Source organism: Kitasatospora sp. NBC_00039 (assembly GCF_045160625.1).
Taxonomy (GTDB): Bacteria; Actinomycetota; Actinomycetes; order Streptomycetales; family Streptomycetaceae; genus Kitasatospora.
In genome coordinates this window covers 4,684,812-4,707,846 of the sequence record NZ_CP108289.1, presented here as the reverse complement: position 1 = coordinate 4,707,846, position 23,035 = coordinate 4,684,812, and the positions used below count along the sequence as shown (strand labels likewise).

Annotated in this window: 18 protein-coding genes and 1 pseudogene; 10 read left to right on the top strand and 9 right to left on the bottom strand. The window is 71.9% G+C overall.

Features of this window, described 5'->3' with window-relative positions; translation table 11 throughout:
- The first annotated feature begins 40 nt into the window (after positions 1–40).
- Together OG286_RS20785 and dcd are read left to right on the top strand one after the other, a co-directional pair.
- Positions 41–277, top strand: a complete 237-nt coding sequence (locus OG286_RS20785) for a hypothetical protein (protein ID WP_396324260.1) — start codon at positions 41–43, stop codon at positions 275–277.
- A 93-nt stretch (positions 278–370) separates the two neighbouring features.
- Complete coding sequence (dcd, locus tag OG286_RS20780; RefSeq protein ID WP_396324261.1) at positions 371–946, top strand: dCTP deaminase; 576 nt, start codon at positions 371–373, stop codon at positions 944–946.
- 175 nt (positions 947–1,121) lie between these two features.
- On the opposite strand, the gene OG286_RS20775 is transcribed toward dcd, so the two are convergent.
- The 4 genes and pseudogenes from OG286_RS20775 to OG286_RS20760 form a co-directional block, all read right to left on the bottom strand.
- On the bottom strand, positions 1,122–2,012 hold the full coding sequence (locus OG286_RS20775) for a metal-dependent hydrolase (RefSeq protein WP_396324262.1): 891 nt from the start codon (positions 2,010–2,012) through the stop codon (positions 1,122–1,124).
- Positions 2,013–2,132: 120 nt separating this feature from the next.
- On the bottom strand, positions 2,133–3,179 hold the full coding sequence (locus OG286_RS20770) for a Yip1 family protein (protein WP_396324263.1): 1,047 nt from the start codon (positions 3,177–3,179) through the stop codon (positions 2,133–2,135).
- A gap of 174 nt (positions 3,180–3,353) precedes the next feature.
- Positions 3,354–4,427: pseudogene (locus OG286_RS20765) on the bottom strand (sugar phosphate nucleotidyltransferase); the annotation flags it as partial.
- 453 nt (positions 4,428–4,880) lie between these two features.
- Positions 4,881–7,100, bottom strand: a complete 2,220-nt coding sequence (locus OG286_RS20760; RefSeq protein WP_396324264.1) for a (Fe-S)-binding protein — start codon at positions 7,098–7,100, stop codon at positions 4,881–4,883.
- 330 nt (positions 7,101–7,430) lie between these two features.
- On the opposite strand from OG286_RS20760, the gene dnaK reads away from it, so the two are divergent.
- The 5 genes from dnaK to OG286_RS20735 all read left to right on the top strand — a co-directional run bounded on the left by dnaK (position 7,431) and on the right by OG286_RS20735 (position 13,076).
- Positions 7,431–9,269 (top strand): molecular chaperone DnaK, encoded by a 1,839-nt coding sequence (gene dnaK / locus OG286_RS20755; RefSeq protein WP_405365661.1) that lies wholly within the window; start codon positions 7,431–7,433, stop codon positions 9,267–9,269.
- Positions 9,266–9,886 carry a nucleotide exchange factor GrpE gene (gene grpE / locus OG286_RS20750; RefSeq protein ID WP_396324266.1) on the top strand — a complete coding sequence of 207 codons (621 nt, stop codon included), beginning with the start codon at positions 9,266–9,268 and terminating at the stop codon, positions 9,884–9,886. The genes dnaK and grpE overlap by 4 nt, the downstream gene beginning before the upstream one ends.
- 286 nt (positions 9,887–10,172) lie before the next feature.
- Complete coding sequence (dnaJ, locus tag OG286_RS20745) at positions 10,173–11,333, top strand: molecular chaperone DnaJ (RefSeq protein WP_396324267.1); 1,161 nt, start codon at positions 10,173–10,175, stop codon at positions 11,331–11,333.
- Between the two features lie 7 nt (positions 11,334–11,340).
- Positions 11,341–11,874 carry a heat shock protein transcriptional repressor HspR gene (locus OG286_RS20740; protein WP_396324268.1) on the top strand — a complete coding sequence of 178 codons (534 nt, stop codon included), beginning with the start codon at positions 11,341–11,343 and terminating at the stop codon, positions 11,872–11,874.
- Between the two features lie 203 nt (positions 11,875–12,077).
- The gene (locus OG286_RS20735; RefSeq protein WP_396324269.1) at positions 12,078–13,076 is read left to right on the top strand and encodes a helix-turn-helix domain-containing protein; all 999 of its coding nucleotides are present in this window, start codon (positions 12,078–12,080) and stop codon (positions 13,074–13,076) included.
- 132 nt (positions 13,077–13,208) lie between these two features.
- Here the strand turns inward: OG286_RS20735 and OG286_RS20730 are convergent, their stop codons facing one another.
- Positions 13,209–13,409 carry a hypothetical protein gene (locus tag OG286_RS20730; RefSeq protein ID WP_396324270.1) on the bottom strand — a complete coding sequence of 67 codons (201 nt, stop codon included), beginning with the start codon at positions 13,407–13,409 and terminating at the stop codon, positions 13,209–13,211.
- Positions 13,410–13,759: 350 nt separating this feature from the next.
- Between OG286_RS20730 and OG286_RS20725 the strand changes: the two genes are divergently transcribed.
- On the top strand, positions 13,760–14,386 hold the full coding sequence (locus tag OG286_RS20725) for a hypothetical protein (RefSeq protein WP_396324271.1): 627 nt from the start codon (positions 13,760–13,762) through the stop codon (positions 14,384–14,386).
- Between the two features lie 14 nt (positions 14,387–14,400).
- On the opposite strand, the gene OG286_RS20720 is transcribed toward OG286_RS20725, so the two are convergent.
- The 4 genes from OG286_RS20720 to OG286_RS20705 form a co-directional block, all read right to left on the bottom strand.
- The gene (locus OG286_RS20720; protein ID WP_405360530.1) at positions 14,401–15,399 is read right to left on the bottom strand and encodes a LuxR family transcriptional regulator; all 999 of its coding nucleotides are present in this window, start codon (positions 15,397–15,399) and stop codon (positions 14,401–14,403) included.
- Complete coding sequence (locus OG286_RS20715; RefSeq protein ID WP_405360532.1) at positions 15,392–16,327, bottom strand: LuxR family transcriptional regulator; 936 nt, start codon at positions 16,325–16,327, stop codon at positions 15,392–15,394. Before OG286_RS20715 ends, OG286_RS20720 begins: the two co-directional genes overlap by 8 nt.
- A complete protein-coding gene (locus OG286_RS20710; RefSeq protein ID WP_396324274.1) occupies positions 16,317–17,309 on the bottom strand; it encodes a LuxR C-terminal-related transcriptional regulator in 993 nt (330 codons plus the stop codon). Before OG286_RS20710 ends, OG286_RS20715 begins: the two co-directional genes overlap by 11 nt.
- Positions 17,310–17,976: 667 nt before the next feature.
- On the bottom strand, positions 17,977–19,092 hold the full coding sequence (locus tag OG286_RS20705; RefSeq protein ID WP_396324275.1) for a TDT family transporter: 1,116 nt from the start codon (positions 19,090–19,092) through the stop codon (positions 17,977–17,979).
- Positions 19,093–19,163: 71 nt separating this feature from the next.
- Here OG286_RS20705 and OG286_RS20700 point away from each other — a divergent pair, with 71 nt between their 5' ends.
- Together OG286_RS20700 and clpB are read left to right on the top strand one after the other, a co-directional pair.
- Positions 19,164–20,111 (top strand): LysR family transcriptional regulator, encoded by a 948-nt coding sequence (locus OG286_RS20700; RefSeq protein WP_396324276.1) that lies wholly within the window; start codon positions 19,164–19,166, stop codon positions 20,109–20,111.
- 128 nt (positions 20,112–20,239) lie between these two features.
- Positions 20,240–22,861, top strand: a complete 2,622-nt coding sequence (gene clpB, locus OG286_RS20695; RefSeq protein WP_396324351.1) for an ATP-dependent chaperone ClpB — start codon at positions 20,240–20,242, stop codon at positions 22,859–22,861.
- The last annotated feature ends 174 nt before the right edge of the window (positions 22,862–23,035 follow it).

The following is a 23,035-nucleotide window of genomic DNA, read 5'->3' as shown; positions in this document are numbered from 1 at the left end:
GTCCGGGGCGCGATGAGTACGGGTGAGTACTGGGGTAAGGATGGGAAGGGGACCGATGGAGCAGCGCGCCGTCGTTCGTTGTGCCGAGGGGCACCTGTTCAGCACCACCACGTTCCCGATGCAGAACCTCGGGCCCGGCCGGCTGGGGCCCGGCCGGCTGATCCGTTGTCCGCGGTGCGGACGGCTGCGGAGTTCGGTGCTGGCCGACGTGCAGGAGCTGTCCGCTCCGCAACTGGCCCGGGCGATGCGGCTGGAGGCCGCGGAGTTCCTGGCCTGACCGAGGCGGAAGCGGCGCGGAAGCGCGGCGGGAGTGACGGGTGCGGCCCCGGGCGATTCGTCCGGGGCCGTGTCGTGCACGTAACCTCGAAGCGTGCTGCTCTCTGACAAGGACATCCGGACCGAAATCGACAAGGGCCGGGTCGTGATCGACCCGTTCGACCCTGCGATGATCCAGCCCTCCAGTATCGATGTGCGACTGGACCGCTTCTTCCGGGTCTTCGAGAACCACCGTTACCCGCACATCGACCCCTCCGAGGAGCAGCCGGACCTGACCCGGCTGGTCGAGCCGGAGGGCGACGACGCGTTCATCCTGCACCCGGGTGAGTTCGTGCTGGCGTCGACGTACGAGGTCATCACGCTGCCCGAGGACGTCGCCTCGCGACTGGAGGGCAAGTCCAGCCTGGGCCGGCTCGGCCTGCTGACGCACTCCACGGCCGGCTTCATCGACCCCGGCTTCAGCGGGCACGTCACGCTGGAGCTGTCGAATGTCGCGACGCTGCCGATCAAGCTCTTCCCGGGGATGAAGATCGGGCAGCTCTGCCTGTTCCGGCTCTCCTCGCCGTCCGAGCACCCGTACGGCTCCGCGCGCTACGGCTCTCGTTACCAGGGCCAGCGCGGCCCGACGCCGTCCCGCTCGTTCCTGAACTTCCACCGTACGAAGATCTGATCCGAGGGTCCGAGAAGGATCCCGGGAGGATCCGGGACGAGGACCACGGAGAGCGCACGCACAGCGGGCGGCCACCCCGGACGACGGGGGTGGCCGCCCGCGGCGTTACGGGCCCGGGCTCAGAAGGGCTGCTCAGGGCTGCTCAGAGCCCGCCCAGGGGCCGCTCAGAGCCCGCTCAGCCGCGCTTGGGGCGGGTGACGGCGACCAGCTCGCTGCCGTCCTCGGAGAGGCGCAGCTCGGTGCGGAGCTCGGCCAGCTCGCCGAGGTGGTGCAGGTGGGTGCCGCCGCAGAAGATCTGAGCGGGGCCCTCGGGCAGCTCGCAGTGCCACTGGCGGCGGGCGGTCAGCTCGGGACCGGGGACGTCGATGCGGACGGCGGCGTCGGCGGCGACCCAGGCGGCCAGCTGCCGGTTGACGGCCTCGGTGAGGGCGGGCAGGGCCTCGGCGAGGGCCGGGAAGTCCTCGGTCGCCTCGGTGGTGAAGCCCTTCTTGCGCAGCGACTTGCCGAGCCGGTAGGTGTCGGTGCTCGCCTCGGTGTCCATCACGGAGGTGGCCATCGCCAGGCTGTCGAAGTCCGGGTGGCCGAAGGCGTCGGCGCGGCCCGGGTCCTTGCGCCAGCGCGGGGCCAGGGCGGCGTTCAGGGCGAGGGCGAGCAGGTGGCAGCCGCTGTGCGAGGCGCAGAGGGCGGCGCGGCGCTCGGCGTCGACGGCGAGCACCGCGACCTTGCCGGCCAGGTCGCCCGGGTCTCCGTCGACCACGTGCAGGACCAGCCAGGACCAGTCCTCGTCGCCGCGGCGGACCGGGATGTCGGCGCCGACCAGCGGCGCGCCGCCGTCCGGGCCGACCGCTCCGGTCAGGCAGTCGACGACGGCGAGCTCGGTGCCGTCGACGGTGAGGGTGCCGAGGTCGGCGGGCTGGTCGGGCCAGGTGTGGTCGAGCGGGTGGAACGGGGTCGCCTCGGTGACGACCGCGTACCGTCCGCCGTCCAGCGGGTGCACCGCGAGCACCGGGGACTCGCCGGTCACCGCCCCGGCCGGGAAGCTGACGTGGGTGGTGGGGAGGGTCATTCCTGGCTCCGTGCGCGTGAGGGTGGTGGAAGCGGAACGGGCCCCGCAGGCGGGGCCCGTCGTCCATTCTCTCCCGGCACGGCGCCGCACGGGCAGCGCCCGGCCCCCGGGCCGACGGGCTCAGCCCAGGGTCGGCAGCTTGATCAGTACCAGCAGCGCCAGGAGCTGCAGCGCGGCCGCGCCGGCCGCCTTTCCCCAGGGCAGGTCGTGCAGCCGGCGAACCATGGTGGTCAGCAGCACGGCGCAGAGCACCCAGGTCGCCCAGCCGACGACCTGGACCACCATGTTGTCGGAGGGCAGCACCAGGGCCAGCAGCAGCCTGGGCGCGTCCGTCGTCCAGCCGATCAGCACGGCCAGGCCGACCGTCGACTTCCACGGGCCGTCCCCGCCGAACTGGCGGGCCAGTGCGTACGTCACCGCGCCGAGCGTGGCGCCGGCCAGGGTGAAGCCGATCGCGGCCACGAGCATGGCGGTGAGTGCGACGGTGAAGGTCGAGTTGACCACGTCGTCGTGGGTCAGGCCGATGCCGAGCACGGCCAGCGCGCCGTACAGCAGCGAGACGGTGAGCGCGGGGAGCCAGACCTGGTGGTCGCGGGTGCGGTCGAAGGTCGCGGCCGGGTTGCGGAGGAGGCCGACCAGCAGCTCGCGCCAGGTCGGGCGCGGGCCGGAGACGTGCGGGGCGGACTGGCCGCCGGCCCGGTAGACGCCCACGTTGTCCTGGGCGTAGCCCTGCTCGTGGCCGTAGCCCTGGTCCTGCCCGTACGCCTGGTCCTGGCCGTAGCCGTGGGGCCCGCCCTGGTCGTAGGCGCCGTCCGGATAGGGCTGCCCGTACTCCTGCGGGTACCCCTGCCCCTGGTACGGGTACGGCTCGCCCGCGTACGGGTCGCCGCCGGTCGGGAACGCCCGGGTGTGGCCGGGCTGGTCGGCGGCGTACGGGTCGTACCCGCCCTGGCCGCCGTGGGCCTGACCGCCCCCGTGCCCCTGGCCGCCTTGGGCCTGGGCGCCGTGTCCCTGGCCGCCCCCCGGCGCCCCCCGGTGCGGGGCGGTGAAGTACTCCGGCCCGTCCACCTGCCCGTACCCCCCGGGCGCCCCCGCCGAGGGCGGAGGAGCCGACCACCCGCCGTGGGGGTCGGCGCCCTGACCGCTGTCGTATCGATTACCAGCCACGTTCCGAAGGTACCCGTCCGGCTGACCCCGCGTCGGCCGTGCACCCCGGCCGGAGCACGTTTGCAGCGAGCCTGTGACGGCCGGGCGGCCCGCTCGCGCTCAGCGCTGCGCGGACACCTTGGGCGCATGCACCGCCGCGGCGGCCGTGGTCCCCGCCGGGCAGCCGCCCGGGCCGGCCGAGGTGCGGACGGCGCCGACCGGCAGCAGCGTGCCGCAGGCGATCCGGACGCCGCTCGGCAGCTCGTTGTCGGCCTCGACGATCGCGCCGTCGCCGATCACCGCGCCGTCCAGCGCCGTCCGGTCGCCGATGGAGGCGTACGCGCCCACGATCGAGTCCTTGACCAGGCTGTCCGGGCCGATCACCGCGCCGGGCAGGATGACGCTGCCCTCGACGATCGCGCCGGCGTCGACCACCGCGCCCTCGGCGACGACGCTGCCGCCGCTCAGCACCGCGCTCGGGTGGACGGTCGCGCCGGGCAGCAGCAGGGCGTCGCCTGTCGGGCCGGGGACGGCCGGGGAGTCGACCTTGCCGAGCACCAGGTCGGCCGAGCCGCGGACGAAGGCGGCCGGGGTGCCGAGGTCCAGCCAGTACGAGGTGTCCACGACGCCGCGCAGCAGGGCACCGGTGGCCAGCAGCTCGGGGAAGGTCTCGCGCTCGACCGAGACCTCCCGGCCGGCCGGGATGCGGTCGATCACGGACCGGGTGAAGACGTAGCAGCCGGCGTTGATCTGGTCGGTGACGATCTGCTCCGGCGTCTCCGGCTTCTCCAGGAACTCCAGCACCCGGCCGTTCTCGTCGGTCGGGACCAGCCCGAACGCGCGCGGGTCCTCGACCCGGGTGAGGTGCAGGGTGACGTCGGCCCCGGCGGCCACGTGGCCGTCGCGCAGGGCGGCGATGTCGACGCCGGACAGGATGTCGCCGTTGAAGACCAGGACCGGCTCGTCGGGGCCGCAGGTGAGCCCCGAGGCGGCGTTGCGGATGGCGCCGCCGGTGCCGAGCGGCTCGCGCTCGGTCAGGTAGACGAGCTCGATGCCGTACGGGGTGCCGTCCTGGAAGTGGTCCTCGAAGACCTCGGCCAGGTAGGAGGTGGCCAGCACCACGCGGGTCACTCCGGCGGCGGCCGCGCGGGCCAGCTGGTGCGCGATGAACGGGACGCCTGCCACGGGCAGCATGGGCTTCGGGGTGTGGGTGGTCAGCGGACGCAGTCGCGTGCCCTTACCACCGACCAGCATGATCGCCTCGGTCATGGTCTGCGCTGTTCCCCTTGTGGTCTCTGCGGCCCGGCCCGGCGGGCCGATACCTCCGTCGGTGGTCTGGACACCCGTCCGGTGGGCCGGCACGGGTCGACCGGCACAGGGCCGGTCAGGCGCCTACTGTATTTCCTTCCAACCGGGATGCCTCCCGGCGGTCCGGCGGTTGGCGCCCCGGCCGGACCGGTCCGGCCTGCGACGCAGGGCGGAAAGCCGGGTGAGGGCCCGGTGAAACCCCGCCGAATGCCCGCCGCCGGGCCCGGCGAAAAGCCCGGCCCGGCGGGCGCTCGTGGCACCCACCGGGCCGGGCAGTTGTAACAGAACTGTCGAACACCGGGACGGTCGCCGGCCCTGTGCGGGCGTCGGCCGTCCCCGTCCGTCGGGCCTCAGGCCGCCGACCTCGGTCGGCGGCACCTCGGACCCGAAACCTCGGGCCTCGGGCCTCGGACCTCAGGCGTCGACCGTCTCCGCCTCCGCCGCGGCCGGCGGGGCCGCCTTGACGGAGTCGAGCAGCAGCTGGGCGACGTCGACCACCTTCAGGTGCTCCTTGGCCGCGCCCTCGTTCTTCTTCCCGTTGACCGAGTCGGAGAGCATCACCAGGCAGAACGGACAGGCGGTGGAGACGATGTCCGGGTTGAGGGACAGCGCCTCGTCCACGCGCTCGGTGTTGATCCGCTTGCCGATCCGCTCCTCCATCCACATCCGCGCGCCGCCGGCGCCGCAGCAGAAGCCGCGCTCCTTGTGGCGGTGCATCTCCTGCTGGCGCAGGCCGGGGACCTTGTCCATGATCTCGCGCGGCGGGCTGTAGACCTTGTTGTGGCGGCCCAGGTAGCAGGGGTCGTGGTAGGTGATGAGGCCCTCGACCGGGTTGACCGGGACGAGCTTGCCCTCGTCGATCAGGTGCTGCAGCAGCTGGGTGTGGTGGATGACCTCGAAGTGGCCGCCCAGCTGCGGGTACTCGTTGGCGATGGTGTTGAAGCAGTGCGGGCAGGTGGCGACGATCCGCTTCTTCGGAGCGTCCTCCAGCGCCGCGTTCAGGGTCTCGACGTTCTGCGCGCCGAGCATCTGGAAGAGGAACTCGTTGCCCAGGCGGCGGGCGGAGTCACCGGTGCAGGACTCCTCCTTGCCGAGGATCGCGAACTTCACGCCGGCGGTGTGCAGCAGCTCCGCGAAGGCCTTGGTGGTCTTCTTGGCGCGGTCCTCCAGGGCCCCGGCGCAGCCGACCCAGTAGAGGTACTCGACCTCGGCGGGGTCGATGTCCTCACCGATCACCGGCACCTCGATGCCGGTCTCCTTCTTCAGCTCCTTGACCCAGTCGAGGCGGGCCTTGGTGGCCATGCCCCACGGGTTGCCCTTGTTCTCCAGGTTCTTGAGCATCGTCCCGGCCTCGGTCGGGAACGAGGACTCGATCATCACCTGGTAGCGGCGCATGTCGACGATGTGGTCGATGTGCTCGATGTCCACCGGGCACTGCTCGACGCAGGCGCCGCAGGTGGTGCAGGACCACAGGACGTCCGGGTCGATGACGCCGTTCTCCTCGGCGGTGCCGATCAGCGGGCGCTCGGCCTCGGCGAGGGCGGCGGCCGGGACGCCGGCGAGCTGCTCGGCGGTGGCCTTCTCCTCGCCCTCCGTGTCCTTGCCGCCGCCGGCCAGCAGGTACGGCGCCTTGCCGAAGGCGTGCTCGCGCAGGCTCATGATCAGCAGCTTGGGCGAGAGCGGCTTGCCGGTGTTCCAGGCGGGGCACTGCGACTGGCAGCGGCCGCACTCGGTGCAGGTGGAGAAGTCGAGGATGCCCTTCCAGGAGAAGTGCTCGACCTGGGAGACGCCGAAGACGGCGTCGTCGGCCGGGTCCTCGAAGTCGATCGGGGCGCCGCCGCTGGTCATCGGGCGCAGGGCGCCGAGCGCGGTGCCGCCGTCCTCCTCGCGCTTGAAGTAGATGTTGAAGAAGCCGAGGAAGCGGTGCCAGGCCACACCCATCGAGGGGTTGATGCCGATGGTGGTCGCCCACGCGAACGAGATGCAGATCTTCAGCATCGCGAAGAAGTAGATCAGGTTCTCCAGCGTGCCGTGCTGCAGCCCGCTGAACGCGGAGACCAGCGGGTACGAGACCAGGTGCTCGGGCCCGTACGAGTCGACGCCGTTGAGGGCGCCCTCCAGGGCGCGCAGCATCAGGATGCAGAGGCCGATGCCGAGGATCGTGTACTCGACGTAGAAGGCCTGCCAGGCGATCGAGCCGGCGAACCGGGACTTGCGGCCGGACCGGGACGGCAGGCTGAGCAGCCGGATCACCATCAGGGTCACGATGCCCGCCGTGGTGAGGGTGCCGAGCAGTTCGACGAAAAGCTGCCAGAGCATCCAGTGGCCGATGATCGGCAGCGCGAACTCGGCGTCGAAGAGCTGGCCGAAGGCGTTGACGATGGTCAGCACCAGGCTGAAGAAGCCGACCGCGACGAACCAGTGCGCGATGCCGACGACGCCCCAGCGGTTCATCCGGGTGTGGCCGACGAACTCGACCGCCACGGTCTTCACCCGCTGTACGGGCTCTCCGAACCTGGTGGGGTCGGACTGGCCGGTCCGCACCACCTTGAAGATGTACAGCGCCCCACGTGCGGCGAGCGCGGTGCCGATCACAAACGTGACCAGCGAGATGACGATCGCTGCTAGTTGCATCGGCTCTCCGTCTCCTGCGGCTTTGCTGGGTTGGCGGTTTCTCCGGGATCGATTGTACTCGTCGGTAACTTCCTGGGCCGACGGCCCGGACATTACCGTTTGTCAACTCTTCTCCAGAAGGTGTTCAACGTATGGCGGCAGTCACGTGAGTCCACACTCACCACGCCAGCCCGGCGGGTCCACCCGGCCCCATCCCCGCGCGACACCCGGAAGTCTCCGCGCAACCGCTCAGCAAAGTTGAGCGCCACCGACTCATGGCTGTTGACGCCCCCCGCCGAGTCGTGCATCCTTGAGCCCGTAAAGCTCAACTCTTCCGTGGAGGTACCAACGATGGCACGCGCGGTCGGCATCGACCTCGGTACGACGAACTCGGTCGTCAGCGTCCTTGAGGGTGGCGAGCCCACCGTCATCACGAACGCCGAGGGTGCGCGGACCACGCCGTCCGTCGTCGCCTTCGCGAAGAACGGCGAGGTGCTGGTCGGCGAGGTGGCCAAGCGCCAGGCGGTCACCAACGTCGACCGGACCATCCGCTCGGTCAAGCGCCACATGGGCACCGGGTGGAAGATCAACCTGGACGGCAAGGACTTCAACCCCCAGCAGATCAGCGCCTTCGTGCTGCAGAAGCTGAAGCGCGACGCCGAGGCGTACCTGGGCGAGACGGTCACCGACGCCGTCATCACCGTCCCGGCGTACTTCTCCGACTCCGAGCGCCAGGCCACCAAGGAGGCCGGTGAGATCGCGGGCCTCAACGTCCTGCGCATCGTCAACGAGCCCACCGCGGCCGCCCTGGCCTACGGCCTGGACAAGGACGACCAGACCATCCTGGTCTTCGACCTCGGCGGCGGCACCTTCGACGTCTCGCTGCTGGAGATCGGCGACGGGGTCGTCGAGGTGAAGGCCACCAACGGTGACAACCACCTCGGTGGTGACGACTGGGACCAGAAGGTCGTCGACCACCTGGTGAAGGTCTTCCAGGCCGGCCACGGTGTCGACCTGTCGAAGGACAAGATGGCCCTCCAGCGTCTGCGCGAGGCTGCCGAGAAGGCCAAGATCGAGCTGTCCTCGTCCTCCGAGACCTCGATCAACCTGCCCTACATCACGGCGTCCGCCGAGGGCCCGCTGCACCTGGACGAGAAGCTCACCCGGGCCCAGTTCCAGCAGCTGACCGCCGACCTCCTGGAGCGCTGCAAGGTCCCGTTCCACAACGTCATCAAGGACGCGGGCATCGCCCTCTCCGAGATCGACCACGTCGTCCTGGTCGGCGGCTCGACCCGCATGCCCGCCGTCGCCGAGCTCGTCCGCGAGCTGACCGGCGGCAAGGACGCCAACAAGGGCGTCAACCCGGACGAGGTCGTCGCCATCGGCGCCGCGCTCCAGGCCGGTGTCCTCAAGGGCGAGGTCAAGGACGTCCTGCTGCTCGACGTCACCCCGCTGTCCCTCGGCATCGAGACCAAGGGCGGCATCATGACCAAGCTGATCGAGCGCAACACCACGATCCCGACCAAGCGCTCCGAGATCTTCACCACGGCCGAGGACAACCAGCCGTCCGTGCAGATCCAGGTCTACCAGGGCGAGCGCGAGATCGCCGCGTACAACAAGAAGCTCGGCATGTTCGAGCTGACCGGTCTCCCGCCGGCCCCCCGCGGCCTGCCCCAGATCGAGGTCACCTTCGACATCGACGCCAACGGCATCATGCACGTCGGCGCGAAGGACCTCGGCACCGGCAAGGAGCAGAAGATGACCGTCACCGGCGGCTCCGCGCTGCCGAAGGACGACATCGAGCGCATGATGCGCGAGGCCGAGCAGTACGCGGAGGAGGACCACAAGCGCCGCGAGTCGGTCGAGACCCGCAACCAGGCCGAGCAGCTCGTCTACTCGACCGAGAAGTTCATCGCCGACAACGCCGACAAGCTCCCGGCCGACGTCAAGACCGAGGTCGAGGCCGCCATCGGCGAGCTCAAGCAGGCCCTGAAGGGCGAGGACATCGCGGCCATCCGCGACGCCTCCGAGAAGGTCTCCACCACCGCCCAGAAGCTCGGCCAGGCCCTGTACGCCAACGCCGACGCCGCCGGTGCCGCCCCGGCCGGTGACGCCGCCGGTGCCAAGGACGACGACGTCGTCGACGCCGAGATCGTGGACGACGAGAAGCCCAAGGGCGGTGCGGCATGACGGAGAAGCCGCAGGGTGCTGAGCCCGGCGACGACTCCGCCGCCGAGGAGGCCGTGATCAAGGCGGCCGAGGAGGCTGCCGCGGCCGGTGACAGCACCGACGGCCCGGGGGACGCGGCCGCGGCCAAGCGCGAGCTGGCCGAGCGGACGGCGGACCTCCAGCGCCTTCAGGCCGAGTACCAGAACTACCGCAAGCGGGTCGAGCGTGACCGTCTGACGGTCCGTGAGATCGCCGTCTCCAACATCCTGGAGTCGCTGATCCCGGTCCTGGACGACATCGGCCGGGCCCGCGAGCACGGCGAGGTGACGGGCGGCTTCAAGTCCGTCGCCGAGTCCCTGGAGACGGTCGTGGCCAAGCTGGGCCTCCAGCAGTTCGGCAAGGAGGGCGAGCCCTTCGACCCGACCATGCACGAGGCGCTGATGCACAGCTACTCCTCGGACGTCACCGAGGACACCTGTGTCCAGATCCTCCAGCCCGGCTACCGGATCGGCGAGCGGATCATCCGCCCGGCGATGGTGGCGGTCGCGGAGCCCCAGCCGGGCACCCAGACCACCGCCGCGCCCGACGCCGACAAGGCCGAGGACGCCGACAAGGCAGACGGTGGCTCGGAGAGCTGACAACCCGTGCGCTGCGGAGTCGTACGTCGTCCAGTACGACGGCCGGCTCCGCAGCGCCGTCTCCGTTGACAGCACCCTGTCCCTGTCTCTTGACAGCACATTGACTATGGATCGTGGGAGGTGGCGGCAGCCATGAGCCAGCGCAGCGAGCGAATCGACCGGGGGCGCGCGTTCCGCGAAGCGGCTGCCGAGCGAAGCGAGGTGGGCGCATGAGCGAGCGCAGCGAGCGAATCGACCGGGGGCGCGCGTTCCGCGAAGCGGCTGCCGAGCGAAGCGAGGTGGGCGCATGAGCGGCAAGGACTACGTGGAGAAGGACTACTACAAGGTCCTCGGCGTGCCCAAGGACGCCTCCGCCACCGAGATCAAGAAGACGTACCGCAAGCTGGCGCGCGAGTTCCACCCCGATGCGAACAAGGGCGACAGCAAGGCCGAAGAGCGCTTCAAGGACATCTCCGAGGCCTATGACGTCCTGTCGGACGAGAAGCGCCGCAAGGAGTACGACGAGGCGCGCACCCTCTTCGCCAACGGCGGCTTCCGCTCCGGCGGCCCCGGTGGCGGCAACTACAGCTTCGACTTCGGCGACCTCTTCAGCGGTAGCCAGGGCGGCGGCGGCGCCGGCGGTGGCGGCGGGATCGGCGACGTCTTCGGCGGCCTCTTCAACCGCGGCGGCCGCCAGCCCCAGCCCCGGCGCGGAGCCGACGTCGAGACCGAGGTGACGCTCTCCTTCGAGGAGGCCGTCGACGGCGCGACCGTCCCACTCCGGATGACCAGCCAGGCCCCCTGCCGCACCTGCAGCGGCACCGGCGCCAAGGCCGGCACCACCCCCCGGGTCTGTCCCACCTGCGTCGGCGCCGGCACCGTCAGCCGCGGCCAGGGCGCCTTCGCCCTCTCCGAGCCCTGCCGGGACTGCCGTGGCCGGGGCATGATCGTCGACGACCCGTGCCCCGACTGCCACGGCAGCGGCCGGGCCAGCTCCGCCCGCACCATGCAGGTCCGGATCCCGGCCGGCGTCCAGGACGCCCAGCGCATCCGCCTCAAGGGCAAGGGCGCCCAGGGCGAGCGCGGCGGCCAGGCCGGCGACCTCTACGTCACCGTGCACGTCGACACGCACCCCGTCTTCGGGCGCAAGGCCGACAACCTCACCGTGACGGTGCCCGTCACCTTCCCCGAAGCCGCTCTCGGCGGCACCATCGAGGTGCCGACGCTCAACGGCCCCTCGGTGAAGCTCAAGCTGCCCCCCGGCAGTGCCAACGGCCTCACCCTGCGGGCCCGCGGCAAGGGCGCCACCCGCAAGGACGGCACCCGCGGCGACCTCCTGGTCACCGTGGAGGTCGTGGTGCCCCAGCACGTCACCGGCGACGCGCTGACGGCCCTGGAGCAGTACCGCGAGGCCACCGCCTCCGACGACCCACGAGCCGCCCTGTTCCAGGCGGCGAAGGGAGCGTGACGACCAGATGACCCCCGACAGCAGCCCGCTCGGCCCCCTGGGCCCCGGCGGCCCGATCGGCCCCGGCGTGGGCGAAGGCCTCCCCGGCAGCGCCCCGCGCGCCCGCCGGGCCGCCCCGCCCCCGCAGTACGTCCTCACCGAGGACACCCCGGTCTACGTGATCTCGGTCGCCGCCGAGCTCTCCGGCCTGCACCCGCAGACGCTGCGCCAGTACGACCGTCTCGGCCTGGTCTGCCCCGACCGCACCGCCGGCCGCGGCCGCCGCTACTCCGCCCGCGACATCCAGCAGCTGCGCGAGGTCCAGCGCCTCTCCCAGGACGAGGGCATCAACCTGGCCGGCATCAAGCGGATCATCGAGCTGGAGAACCAGGTCACCGCCCTCCAGTCCCGCATCGCCGAGCTCGCCGACTCCCTCGAAGGTGCCGCCACCACCCTCCAGCAGCGCGAGGCCACCATCCACGCCTCCTACCGCCGCGACCTGGTGCCCTACCAGCCGCCCACCCAGTCCAGCGCCCTGGTGGTGTGGCGGCCCAAGCGCTGACTTGCCGAGCCTGGACACGGCCGCCGGTTCCCTCTGGTCGGGGGGGTGCCGGCGGCTGTCCGTTGGTGAGAGGGTGCCAGTCAACAGGTTCGCCACGCAGCAGTGGAAGAATGCCCGATCCTGCATCCGCCTCACGATCTAGGATCGCGGTGAGGTGCCAGTACCACCATGGGGCCAGTTCGGTCATCGAGAAGGAGCCGTGAATGAGCGGGAGGAACGACTCCGGTCCGGATGTTGTCAGCGCGGGCACGCTGTCCGCCGCCGCCCACGATCTCTACCTCTTGATTATCCGCACCCGTGGCCGCATCAACCGCAAAGAAATCCACGACAGCAGCTACGGCCATCTCGGCGAACTGCTCGATATCGGCCTGCTCATTCCCGACACCGATGACCCCCAGGTCCTGGTGGCGGTCGACCCTCAGCAATTGGCCACCAGACTGAGCACCACGTGGCAGCGGCAGGCGCTTGACCTCCTGGCGCGCGCCATAGCCGTCCCGAGCGACCTACAGGGCCTTGCCGAGGCATTCCACCGGCCGGAGTCGACCGGCGGGATCATTGAATACGTGCACGGAAAAGCACTGATCGCCCAACGGATAAACCACGCCGTGACCTCGGCAAAGGAGGAGATACTCGCCGCCCAGCCCGGCGGACCTCGGCCTCCGGAGGTCCTCTCGCGAGCCATCTCCGACGACCTGGGTGATTTGAAGCGCGGCATATCCACGCGGACCATCTACCACCCGAGCACCCGGTACCACGCGCCGACCCGGGACTACGTCGCAAAAATCACCGAGGCGGGAGGCAAGTTCCGCACGCTCGACGAGCCCTACACGCGGCTGATCATCGTCGACCGGCTCCTCGCCGTGATTCCGGTCGCGGAAGACCTCAACGTCGCTGCCTTCATCTACGATCCGGCAGTCATCCACTTCCTCTTCCACGAGGTGTTCGAGCGCAACTGGAACCGCGGCCTCGATTTCACCGGCGGCCGGACCGTTCCGCAGCAGGTGGTCTCCCGATTGCGGCAGACCATTATCGATCTGCTCCTCGAAGGCACCAACCACCGGGTGATAGCCCGACGTCTCGGCATCAGCGAACGGACACTGGCCCGCCATCTCGCCGAGATGCGTGAGGACTACAACGTCGAATCGCTGTTCCAGCTGGGCTACGCACTCGCGCGCCTGCAGCACGAGTCCCACGACGGCTAGCCCCCGCCGCGCCGCATCCGGCGACAGCACGAGCCCCCGCCGGCTGCCGGCCGCGGGTACTCCTCACCCGTGCCGCATCGCCCGGCCCACAGTCACCACATCACAGGATTCGCCACAAGCCGGGCGAAACTGTCATGTCCACTGGTGGTCATTCTCCAAAAAGCTGAGCGACGCCTGGGCCGACTGGTCATTGGAATCGACTCCGGTGACCGATCGATTGACATGGACAGAACTATCGGCATCATGTCCACTGACGCCAATGCCGAGCACGGCAACGAAGCCAACGGATATCGCCACCATGGCCGCACTGGCGACCTGACGCAGACGAGACATGCACACCCCAATCTCTCGTGGCATGTCCGATCGAAAGCGCATACGACATGCCATCAAACGCTCAGATGGTGCCACATAGAGCTTGCGACTGTCACGGACGAACTCATGCAGAGGGTGGCATCTCTGTGCCATGCAGACGGATGACACTGTGCGTCAGTGGACTGCCGGCTCTGCTCGGTGGACGATCAACTCACGCCCTCCTCACCTCAACGCCGGATCCTCCCGTTCGGCGCCGGTATCACTGGGCGGCGAAACAACGATAAATCCGCCCAAATTCTCTAAGCAGCAACCTCCACGCCACGCGTCGGCAGTGATGCAGCCACCACCGACGCCCTCCCCCGGAGTCGACAATGACCGAGCCCTACCTGCGTCACCACGACAGCCAGGCCCCCGAGGGCCGGCGTGCACGAGTCTTCCTGGCCGCGCCGTTGATGCGACTGACCGGGCCGGCCGACAGCGTGGTGACCCTGGCCAGCCGGACGCGACTGACGACGCTTCGCACCACGCTCCTGCGCAGCGGTGCCGCCGTGTACAGCGCGCACCACAGCGACGCCTGGACCGTCGCCGGCCGGGCCCCCGAGCCGCGGGTGCCGTCGGACTTCCGGGCCCTGCAGTCCGCCGACCTGGTCTTCGCGTACGTCGGCGCGCCGCTGTCCGCCGGGGTGAGCCTCGAGCTGGGGTGGGCGTCGGCGCTGCGCAAGCCGATCGTCCTGCTGGTGGACGAGGCGATCACGCACAACCCGCTGATCGCCACCATCGAGCAGGTCGCCCCCGTGCTGCCGCTCGTCTTCGACGACACCTGGTCGCAGGAGGCCCTCCACCACACCGTGGAGACGGCCCTCGACTGGGCCGGCATGGCGCTCTCCCTGCGCGAGGGCTTCTGGACCGCCCCCGGCGAGCAGTTCACCGTCCCCCGCCAGCAGCCCCCGGCCGTCGGCCCGACCGGCTACTGGCCGAGCAACGCCGCCACCGGCTGACCTCGCCCGGCCGCTCACGCATCGGACTCCCGCGTCCGCGCTCCCCGGATCTGCCACCCCAGCTGGAACAGGGTCTCCGCGTCGTACAGCTCCCGCAGCCGCGCGATGTGGCCGGCCACCGTACGCTCGCTGAGGCCCAGGCGGCCGGCGATCACCCGCTGGGTCAGCCCCTGGGAGAGCAGGCGGCCGACCTGATCGTGGACGGCGGGCTCGGCCGGCCCGGCGACCAGGCCGGCCCAGTTCACCCCGTCCGCCTGCTGCCAGTGCTGCTCGAAGACGTCGACCAGGAAGGCCACCGTCGCCGGGTCCTCCACGAAGGCGGCACTGCTGTTGTCCGGCGCGGCCGGGATGACGGCGACGGTGCGGTCGAAGATCAGCATCCGCTTGAACGGCACGGCCAGCACCCGGATCGCGCACCCGAGCCTGGTGGCCTCGACCGCGTACTCCACGGTCGGGCCGTCCAACCGGGCAGCCGGTTCGTAGATCGTCCGCATGGTCCCACCGCGTTCGAGGTAGCGGCGGGACCGGTCGAGCGAGTCGGGCAGCAGCCCGGCCGGCCGGGCCCCGCCGGGCTGTGCGGTCAGCCCCTCCGCCCGGTACGCCTGGGCCAGTTGCTCGATCTCGTGGCGGATCTGTGCCATGTCCGCGAGGTACCTGACGCCTGCCGGGCCGTCATGGCGACGCGGCGCGGCGTCGTAGGCCCGGGTGAGGTCGTCCATCAGATCGGGCAGCTGCTCCGCCTCCCGCAGGAGCCGCGCGCTCATCAGCCGGATGTCCACCCCGATCCGGTCGGTGACCGAGCGCGGGTCCACGGCGCTGTACGAGGCGTCCATCAGCAGCGGGACCAGCAGGCCGACTTCGACCAACCGGTCCAGCGCCGCGGCGTCCGCCGGGCCGACCTCGGCGGCCCGGATGCGCCCGCCCTCGCGGAGGATGGCGCGGTACAGCTCCCGGGCAGCGGCGTCCGGCAGGGCCGCGGTCAGCAGGTCGGACGCGGTGCGGGGCTCAGTCATCGCCGCCGCCCCTCATCTGCCAGCCCAGCTGGAACAGCGTCCGGGCGTCGTGGCGGCGGCGCAGGCGCGCGATGTGGGCGGCGATGCTGCGTTCGCTGAGGTGGAGCCGGGTGGCGATGGTGCGCTGGGTGAGGCCTTGGCGGAGCAGGTGGCCGACCCGGGTGGTGGTGGGGTGGGGCGCGGTGGTGGTGGTGGGGTGGCCGGCGGGGGTGGCCCGGGACCAGTCGCGTTCGAAGACGGCGACCAGGAAGGCGACCACCGCGGAGTTGTGGACGAAGGCCGCTCGGCTTTCGTCGTCGGCGGCGGGGATGACGGCCACCGAGCGGTCGAAGACGAGCATCCGCCGGTAGGGCTCCTTCAGCACCCGGACCCGGGCGCCGTGTCCGACCATCGACCGCACGTGCTCCGCCACCGCGCGGTCGGCGAAGGCCAGCGGCTGGTAGAGGGTCCGCATGGCGCCGCCGCGCCTGAGCAGTGCGAGGTCCTGGGGCATCGCCATCCGCAGGCCGACGACCGGGCGGGGGCCGGGTTGGGCGGCGAGCAGCTCCTCCGTGCAGTCGGAGAGGAGTTCGGCGACGCGCTGCCGGATCTCCGCGGTGCCCTCGACATGGACGGCTTCTGGGGGGACCACCGGGCGGGGCACGGCGTCGTACGCGCGGGTCAGGTCGTCGAGGGCGGCCGGGAGCCGTTCGGCGTGGACGAGCAAGCGGGTGGCCTCGGAGCGGAGTCCGGCGCCGACGCGGTCGCTGACGCAGCGCGGGTCGACGGCCGTGTAGCCGGCGGTGGCGGGGACGAGCAGGCCGTGGCCCAGCAGGCCGGTGAGGGCGGGGGCGTCGGCCGGGGTGAGGGCGGCCGCGCGCAGGTGCCCGCCGGCCGCGAGGGCGGCCAGGTAGAGGGCGTGTTCGGCGGTGGTGGGCTCATCGGTCATCCGGGCCGCCTCGCATCAGCCAGCCGAGCTGGAACAGCGTCTGCGCACCGTACCGTTCGCGGAGGCGGGAGATGTGGGCGGCGACGGTGCGTTCGCTGAGCCCGAGCCGGGTGGCGACGGCGCGCTGGGTGAGGCCGCGGGCGAGCAGGCGGCCGACCCGCTCGGCGGCGTCGCGGGTGGGGCCGTGGGCGCGGGCGGCGGCCCAGTCGGTGGTGTCGGCGCGGGCCCAGTCGCGTTCGAAGGCGTTGACCAGGAAGGCGATCGCGGCCGGGTCGGAGATGAAGGCGGCGGTGCTGTTGTCCTCGTTGGCGGAGAGCACGGCGACGGAGCGGTCGAAGACGAACAGCCGATGGAACGGCTCGTCCAGGATCCGGATCAGCGAGCCGTGCCGGGTGACTTTGTCGGCGTAGGCGCGGGCGGCGGGCTCGGAGACGGCCACCGGCTGGTAGATGGTCCGCAGCGAGCAGCCGCGTTGCAGGAGTTGGACGTCCTGAAGGAGGGCGATCTGCAGGGCGTCGGCCGGGCGGTGGCCGGGCTGGGCGGTGAGGACCTCGCTGCGGCAGTCGGAGACCAGCTGCGAGATGCGGTGGCGGATGTGGACGTGGCCCTCGATGTAGACGGCGCCGCCGGAGCGCTCGGGCGGCCGGGGCATGGCGTCGTAGGCGCGGGTGAGGGAGTCGAGGGCGCCGGGGAGGTTCTCGGCGCGGACCAGCAGCCGGGTGGCCTCGCTGCGCAGTTCGGCGCCCAGCCGGTCGCTGACCGAGCGCGGGCTGACGGCGGTGTAGCAGGCGTCCATGGGGTTGGGCATCAGCAGGCCGGTGTCGACGAGCCGGCGCAGCGCGGCCCGGTCGGCCTCGGGGACGTCGGCGACGGGGATGCGGCCGCCGCCGACGAGGATGGCCAGGTAGAGCCGGCGGGCCTCCTCGTCGGGTTCGCCGGACGGCCCGGTGTTGCCCGGAGCGGCCGTCGGGTCCGCCGTCACCTCGAACACTCCCTGCCGGATGGATCTCGGATACGCCTGTGCTTCGGGTACGCAGGTGCCGCGGCTGCCATGTTCCCGCACGGTTGCGGGCATGATCCCGGCACCGCGCGCCGCACGCGATCACGGTACTGCGAGCCGGCGGACCCCGAGGTCCCGGGTGCCGTCGCACGCCGGGAGGCCCGGGGGCCGCCGGTGTCACGCCAGGGTCTGGACGATTCCGGCGAGGCGGAGCAGCAACGCCTCGCCGGCTCCGGTCCCGGGGGCCATCACCACACATGGCGTCCCGGCCGGCGCTCTTCCCCCCGATATGCAGGCACGGACGTACCGTTCGCATCCAGTTTTGAAGAGCAAATCGCCACCATCGGGCTGCGGTTGCCCGGACGACCTGGCGTGACTCCACCCTCACAGCGTGACGGCCGGTGAACAAGTGCCGCCCGAGTGCATGTTCTCGCAATTGCAGGAACCTGCAGCAGGCGGTCGGCGCGGGCTCCCGCGCGATGCTCCGGCGGTGTGTAAAACCGCTGGTCACGCCGGTCGGCCCGTGGAGTCCGACCGTCCGGTCATTCGGTGGCCGGGTGTCTTCCGGGCAGGCGGACGGACAGCCGGCCCACCGGCGAGCGGGCAGGCGGACAGCCGGCCCATGAGCGAGCAGCCAGGCGCACGGCGCTCAGCGCGCCGGCAGCCGCCCGGCGGCCAGGCCGGCCACGGTGCCGGCGGCGGCGACGGCCCAGGCGGCGACCAGCAGGACGAAGAGCCCGGCGGCCAGCCCGGTGAAGCCCGCGAAGCCGGTGTGCCGGGCGAGGGCGGCAGCGCCGGTGACGCAGGTGCCGATCGGGAAGGTGTACGCCCACCAGGTCATCGCGAAGGTCATTCCCGCCCGGCGGGCGCGCAGGTTGGCGGCGGTGGCGACGGCGAGCCAGAGCATCGCGACGCCGAGCACCGCGACGCCGTACAGCTCGGCGAAGGCGAGGACGGCGGGGGCGAGCCGGGGGGTGACCGGGCGGGCGGCGTCGGCGAGCTGGTGGACGGCGGTGGTGGACTGGCCGAGCGGGCCGAGCACCAGGAAGAGCGCCGGGGTGAGCGCCGGCGCCGGGATCTTGCTGTGCAGCAGGCCGGTGAGCACCACCGGCAGCAGGGCGAGGGTGGCCAGCAGGCCGACCCCGAGCAGCGCCCAGCAGCCGTACAGCATGGCCTGCTGCGGGGTGCCGGCCGGCAGGTGCGGGACCAGCGCGGGGCCGGTGGAGGCGGCGACCAGCGGGGCGACCACCGGAAGCAGCCAGGTCGGGTTGGCCTCCAGCGGGGAGACGGCGTGCCGGGTGATCATCAGGTACGGGATGCCGGCGGCGACCGTCAGCGCGTACAGGGTGCCGGCGCCCCAGAGCACCGCGTCCAGGGCGACGGCGGGGCCGGTGCCGATCACCCGCGAGCCGACCACCAGGGTGCCGAACCCGACCGAGAGCAGGGCCATCGGCGGACAGCCGTAGAAGACGGCGGTGGCCGGGGTGTCCAGCAGGTGGGTGCGGGCGGCGGCCCGGTGCCGGGTGAGGTGGACGACGCGGGCGGCCCCGAGCACCACCAGGGCGGCCAGCCCGAGGCCCCACATCACCTCGCCGAACCCGGTCAGCCCGGGCAGCGCGACCGGGAGGGCGGCGGCGCCGTTGCCGACGATCGCGGTGCCCATGACCGCCGCGTACCAGTTCGGGCCCAGCTGGGCGAGATCGGGGCGGGCGGGGCGGGTACGGAGGAGGGGTCGCGGGGCAGGGGTGTCGATCAGGGTGGCCATGGGATCCACCGTGCCGTCGGCGGGCGGGTACCGGTAGCGCCGGACGCTCTATGAGGACATAGCCTGAACCTATGGCCCTCTCTCCGCGCGTCCCCGAACTCGGTGCGCTGGAGCTGCTGCTCGCAGTGGCCCGGCTGGGCAGTGTCGGCCGGGCGGCGGCCGAGCTGGGGGTGAGCCAGCCGACCGCCAGCGCCCGGATCAAGGGCATGGAGCAGCAGATCGGCGTCCCGCTGCTGGACCGCTCGCCCCGGGGCAGCCGGCCGACCGAGGCGGGCCGGCTGGTGGTCGAGTGGGCCCGCCAGGTGGTGGAGGCGGCGCAGGCGCTGGACGCCGGCATCGACGCGCTGCGCGAGCGGCGGGACGCCCGGCTGGTCGTGGTGGCCAGCCTGACCGTCGCCGAGTACCTGATGCCGGGCTGGCTGCTGGCGCTGCACGAGACCAGCCCGGGGACGGCGGTGACGCTGCGGACGGCCAACTCGGCGGACGTCGCCGGGCACGTGCTGGCCGGGGAGGCGGACCTCGGCTTCGTCGAGGGCCCGTCCACCCCGCCGGGGCTGGCCGGCGCGGTGGTGGCCGCCGACCGGCTGGTGGTCGTGGTCGCTCCCGGCCATGCCTGGGCGCGCCGCCGGACCCCGCTGACCGGCACCGAGCTGGCCACGACCCCGCTGGTGCTGCGCGAGCCGGGTTCCGGCACCCGGGAGGTCCTGGAGATGGCGCTGGCGCCGTACGGGGGTGCGGCGCGGCCGCGCATGGAGCTGGCCTCGTCGACGGCGCTGAAGGCGGCGGCGATGACCGGCGCCGGTCCGGTCTGCCTGAGCGAGCTGGCGGTGGTGGAGGAGCTGGCGACCCGGCGGCTGGTGGAGGTGCCGCTGGCGGAGGGGCTGGACCTGCGGCGCCCGCTGCGCGCGGTCTGGCCGGCCGGGCGGCGGCCGAGCGGGCCGGCCCGGGAGCTGCTGACGCTCACCCGGCGCGCCCCGGAGCGAAAGCCGGGGCCCCACCATCGTTCATCCAGACGTTGAGTCCGGATAAGTTGAGCGGAATAGACTCAACTTAGTGCATGCTGTACTAGGCAGGATTCGGCACCAGCATGCGGGATCCGCTCATCAGCTCGCACGATCCGCCCCCCAGCAAGGAGGACACGCCAGCAGTGGACGCCAGCAAGTTCACCACCAAGACGCAGGACGCCCTGTCCGCCGCGATCCGGCAGGCCGGCTCCGCGGGCAACCCGGACGTCAAGCCGGTGCACATCCTGACCGCCCTGCTGGAGCAGCCCGAGGGCATCGCCAGGCCGCTGCTGGAGGCAGTCGGCGCGGACGTCAGCCGGATCGACACCGAGGCCCGCCGGCAGCTGGCCGCGCTGCCCAGCGCGATGGGCTCCACCGTCGCCGCCCCGCAGCTGGCCCGCGACACCCTGGCCGTGCTCACCGAGGCCGGCAAGCGCGCCGACGACCTCGACGACCAGTACGTCTCCACCGAGCACCTGATGGTCGGCCTGGCTGCCGAGGGCGGGGCCGTCGCCGAGCTGCTGGTGCAGCAGGGCGCCACCCCGAAGGCCCTGCTCGCCGCGTTCAAGGACGTGCGCGGCAGCGGCAGGGTCACCTCGCCCGACCCGGAGGGCACCTACAAGGCGCTGGAGAAGTACGGCACCGACCTCACCCAGGCCGCCCGGGAGGGCAAGCTCGACCCGGTGATCGGACGGGACCAGGAGATCCGCCGGGTCGTCCAGGTGCTCTCCCGGCGCACCAAGAACAACCCCGTGCTGATCGGCGAGCCCGGCGTCGGCAAGACGGCCGTGGTCGAGGGCCTGGCCCAGCGGATCGTCGCCGGCGACGTGCCGGAGTCGCTGCGCGGCAAGCGCCTCGTCGCGCTGGACCTCGGCGCGATGGTCGCCGGCGCGAAGTACCGGGGCGAGTTCGAGGAGCGGCTGAAGGCCGTCCTGAACGACATCAAGCAGAGCGACGGCCAGGTCGTCACCTTCATCGACGAGCTGCACACCATGGTCGGCGCGGGCGCCGGCGGGGACTCCGCGATGGACGCCGGCAACATGCTCAAGCCGATGCTGGCCCGTGGCGAGCTGCGGATGGTCGGCGCCACCACGCTGGACGAGTACCGCGAGCGGATCGAGAAGGACCCGGCCCTGGAGCGCCGCTTCCAGCAGGTGCTGGTCGGCGAGCCCAGCGTGGAGGACTCGATCGCGATCCTGCGCGGCCTCAAGGGCCGCTACGAGGCGCACCACAAGGTGCAGATCTCGGACGCCGCCCTGGTCGCCGCCGCGACGCTCTCGAACCGGTACATCACCTCCCGCTTCCTGCCCGACAAGGCGATCGACCTCGTCGACGAGGCGGCCTCCCGGCTCCGGATGGAGATCGACTCCTCCCCGGTCGAGATCGACGAACTCCAGCGCTCCGTCGACCGGTTGCGGATGGAGGAGCTGGCCCTGGAGAAGGAGTCGGACCCTGCCTCGGTCGACCGGCTCGCCCGGCTGCGGCGCGATCTCGCCGACAAGAACGAGCAGTTGAGCGTGCTCACCGCCCGGTGGGAGCAGGAGAAGAAGAGCCTCAACCGGGTGGGCGAGCTGAAGGAGCGCCTGGACGACCTGCACGGCGCCCTCGAACGCGCCCAGCGGGACGGCGACTTCGAGCGCGCCTCCAAGCTGATGTACGCCGAGATCCCGGCCGCCGAGACCGAGCTGACCGAGGCGCAGGAGCGCGCCGCCGGGGAGGACACCAGCGACTCCATGGTCAAGGAGGAGGTCGGTCCGGACGACGTCGCCGACGTGGTCGCGTCCTGGACGGGCATCCCGGCCGGCCGGCTGCTGGAGGGCGAGAGCGCCAAACTCCTGCGCATGGAGGACGAGTTGGGTCGCCGCCTGATCGGCCAGCGCGAGGCCGTCCAGGCCGTCTCGGACGCGGTGCGCCGCACCCGCTCCGGCATCGCCGACCCGGACCGCCCGACCGGTTCCTTCCTCTTCCTCGGTCCCACCGGCGTCGGCAAGACCGAACTCGCCAAGGCCCTGGCCGACTTCCTCTTTGACGACGAGCGGGCGATGGTCCGCATCGACATGAGCGAGTACGGCGAGAAGCACTCCGTCTCCCGCCTGGTCGGCGCCCCGCCCGGGTACGTCGGCTACGAGGAGGGCGGCCAGCTCACCGAGGCGGTCCGCCGCCGCCCGTACAGCGTGGTGCTGCTGGACGAGGTCGAGAAGGCCCACCCCGAGGTGTTCGACGTGCTGCTCCAGGTGCTGGACGACGGCCGGCTCACCGACGGCCAGGGCCGCACGGTGGACTTCCGCAACGCGATCCTGATCCTCACCTCCAACCTGGGCAGCTACGCGTTCAACGAACCGGGCCCGGTGGACCAGGCCTCCTCGGAGGACCGGAAGAAGGCCCTGGTGCTGGAGGCCGTCCGGGCCGCGTTCAAGCCGGAGTTCCTCAACCGGCTGGACGACATCGTGGTCTTCGACCCGCTGGGCACCGCCGAGCTCAGCCGGATCGTCGACCTCCAGGTGGCCCGGCTGGGCGAGCGGCTGCGCGAGCGCCGGCTCACCCTCCAGGTCAGCGAGGCGGCCCGGGACTGGCTGGCGCTCACCGGCTACGACCCGGCGTACGGCGCCCGCCCGCTGCGCCGCCTGGTGCAGTCGGCGATCGGCGACCAGCTGGCCCGGGCGATCCTCTCCGGCCAGGTGCACGACGGCGACACCGTCGTGGTCGAGCGGGACGAAGAGACCGACCGCCTCACCGTCCGTGGCCGCGGGCCGCTGGAGAAGTAGCGCACCGGGGCTCTCGCCGGAGCCCCGCCCACGGTGGGCCGCCCCTTCCACGGGAGCGGCCCACCGCCCTGTTCACCCTCGGTGTCCGCCACCCCCGGCAGACGCTCCTGCAAGATCCTTCCCGGGCCGCCGCCCCTGTGAGGCAGGGCCCGAATGAGGCAGGATGGGAGGTGG

Excerpts from the sequence above, each read along its gene's own strand:
- OG286_RS20760 (WP_396324264.1), bottom strand. The coding sequence starts at position 7,100 with ATGCAACTAGCAGCGATCGTCATCTCGCTGGTCACGTTTGTGATCGGC.
- OG286_RS20775 (WP_396324262.1), bottom strand. The coding sequence starts at position 2,012 with ATGACCCTCCCCACCACCCACGTCAGCTTCCCGGCCGGGGCGGTGACC.
- OG286_RS20700 (WP_396324276.1), top strand. The coding sequence starts at position 19,164 with ATGGCCCTCTCTCCGCGCGTCCCCGAACTCGGTGCGCTGGAGCTGCTG.
- OG286_RS20735 (WP_396324269.1), top strand. The coding sequence starts at position 12,078 with ATGAGCGGGAGGAACGACTCCGGTCCGGATGTTGTCAGCGCGGGCACG.
- OG286_RS20705 (WP_396324275.1), bottom strand. The coding sequence starts at position 19,092 with ATGGCCACCCTGATCGACACCCCTGCCCCGCGACCCCTCCTCCGTACC.
- dnaJ (WP_396324267.1), top strand. The coding sequence starts at position 10,173 with ATGAGCGGCAAGGACTACGTGGAGAAGGACTACTACAAGGTCCTCGGC.
- OG286_RS20715 (WP_405360532.1), bottom strand. The coding sequence starts at position 16,327 with ATGACCGATGAGCCCACCACCGCCGAACACGCCCTCTACCTGGCCGCC.
- OG286_RS20730 (WP_396324270.1), bottom strand. The coding sequence starts at position 13,409 with ATGTCTCGTCTGCGTCAGGTCGCCAGTGCGGCCATGGTGGCGATATCC.
- grpE (WP_396324266.1), top strand. The coding sequence starts at position 9,266 with ATGACGGAGAAGCCGCAGGGTGCTGAGCCCGGCGACGACTCCGCCGCC.
- OG286_RS20785 (WP_396324260.1), top strand. The coding sequence starts at position 41 with ATGGGAAGGGGACCGATGGAGCAGCGCGCCGTCGTTCGTTGTGCCGAG.
- dnaK (WP_405365661.1), top strand. The coding sequence starts at position 7,431 with ATGGCACGCGCGGTCGGCATCGACCTCGGTACGACGAACTCGGTCGTC.
- OG286_RS20740 (WP_396324268.1), top strand. The coding sequence starts at position 11,341 with ATGACCCCCGACAGCAGCCCGCTCGGCCCCCTGGGCCCCGGCGGCCCG.
- OG286_RS20720 (WP_405360530.1), bottom strand. The coding sequence starts at position 15,399 with ATGACTGAGCCCCGCACCGCGTCCGACCTGCTGACCGCGGCCCTGCCG.
- OG286_RS20725 (WP_396324271.1), top strand. The coding sequence starts at position 13,760 with ATGACCGAGCCCTACCTGCGTCACCACGACAGCCAGGCCCCCGAGGGC.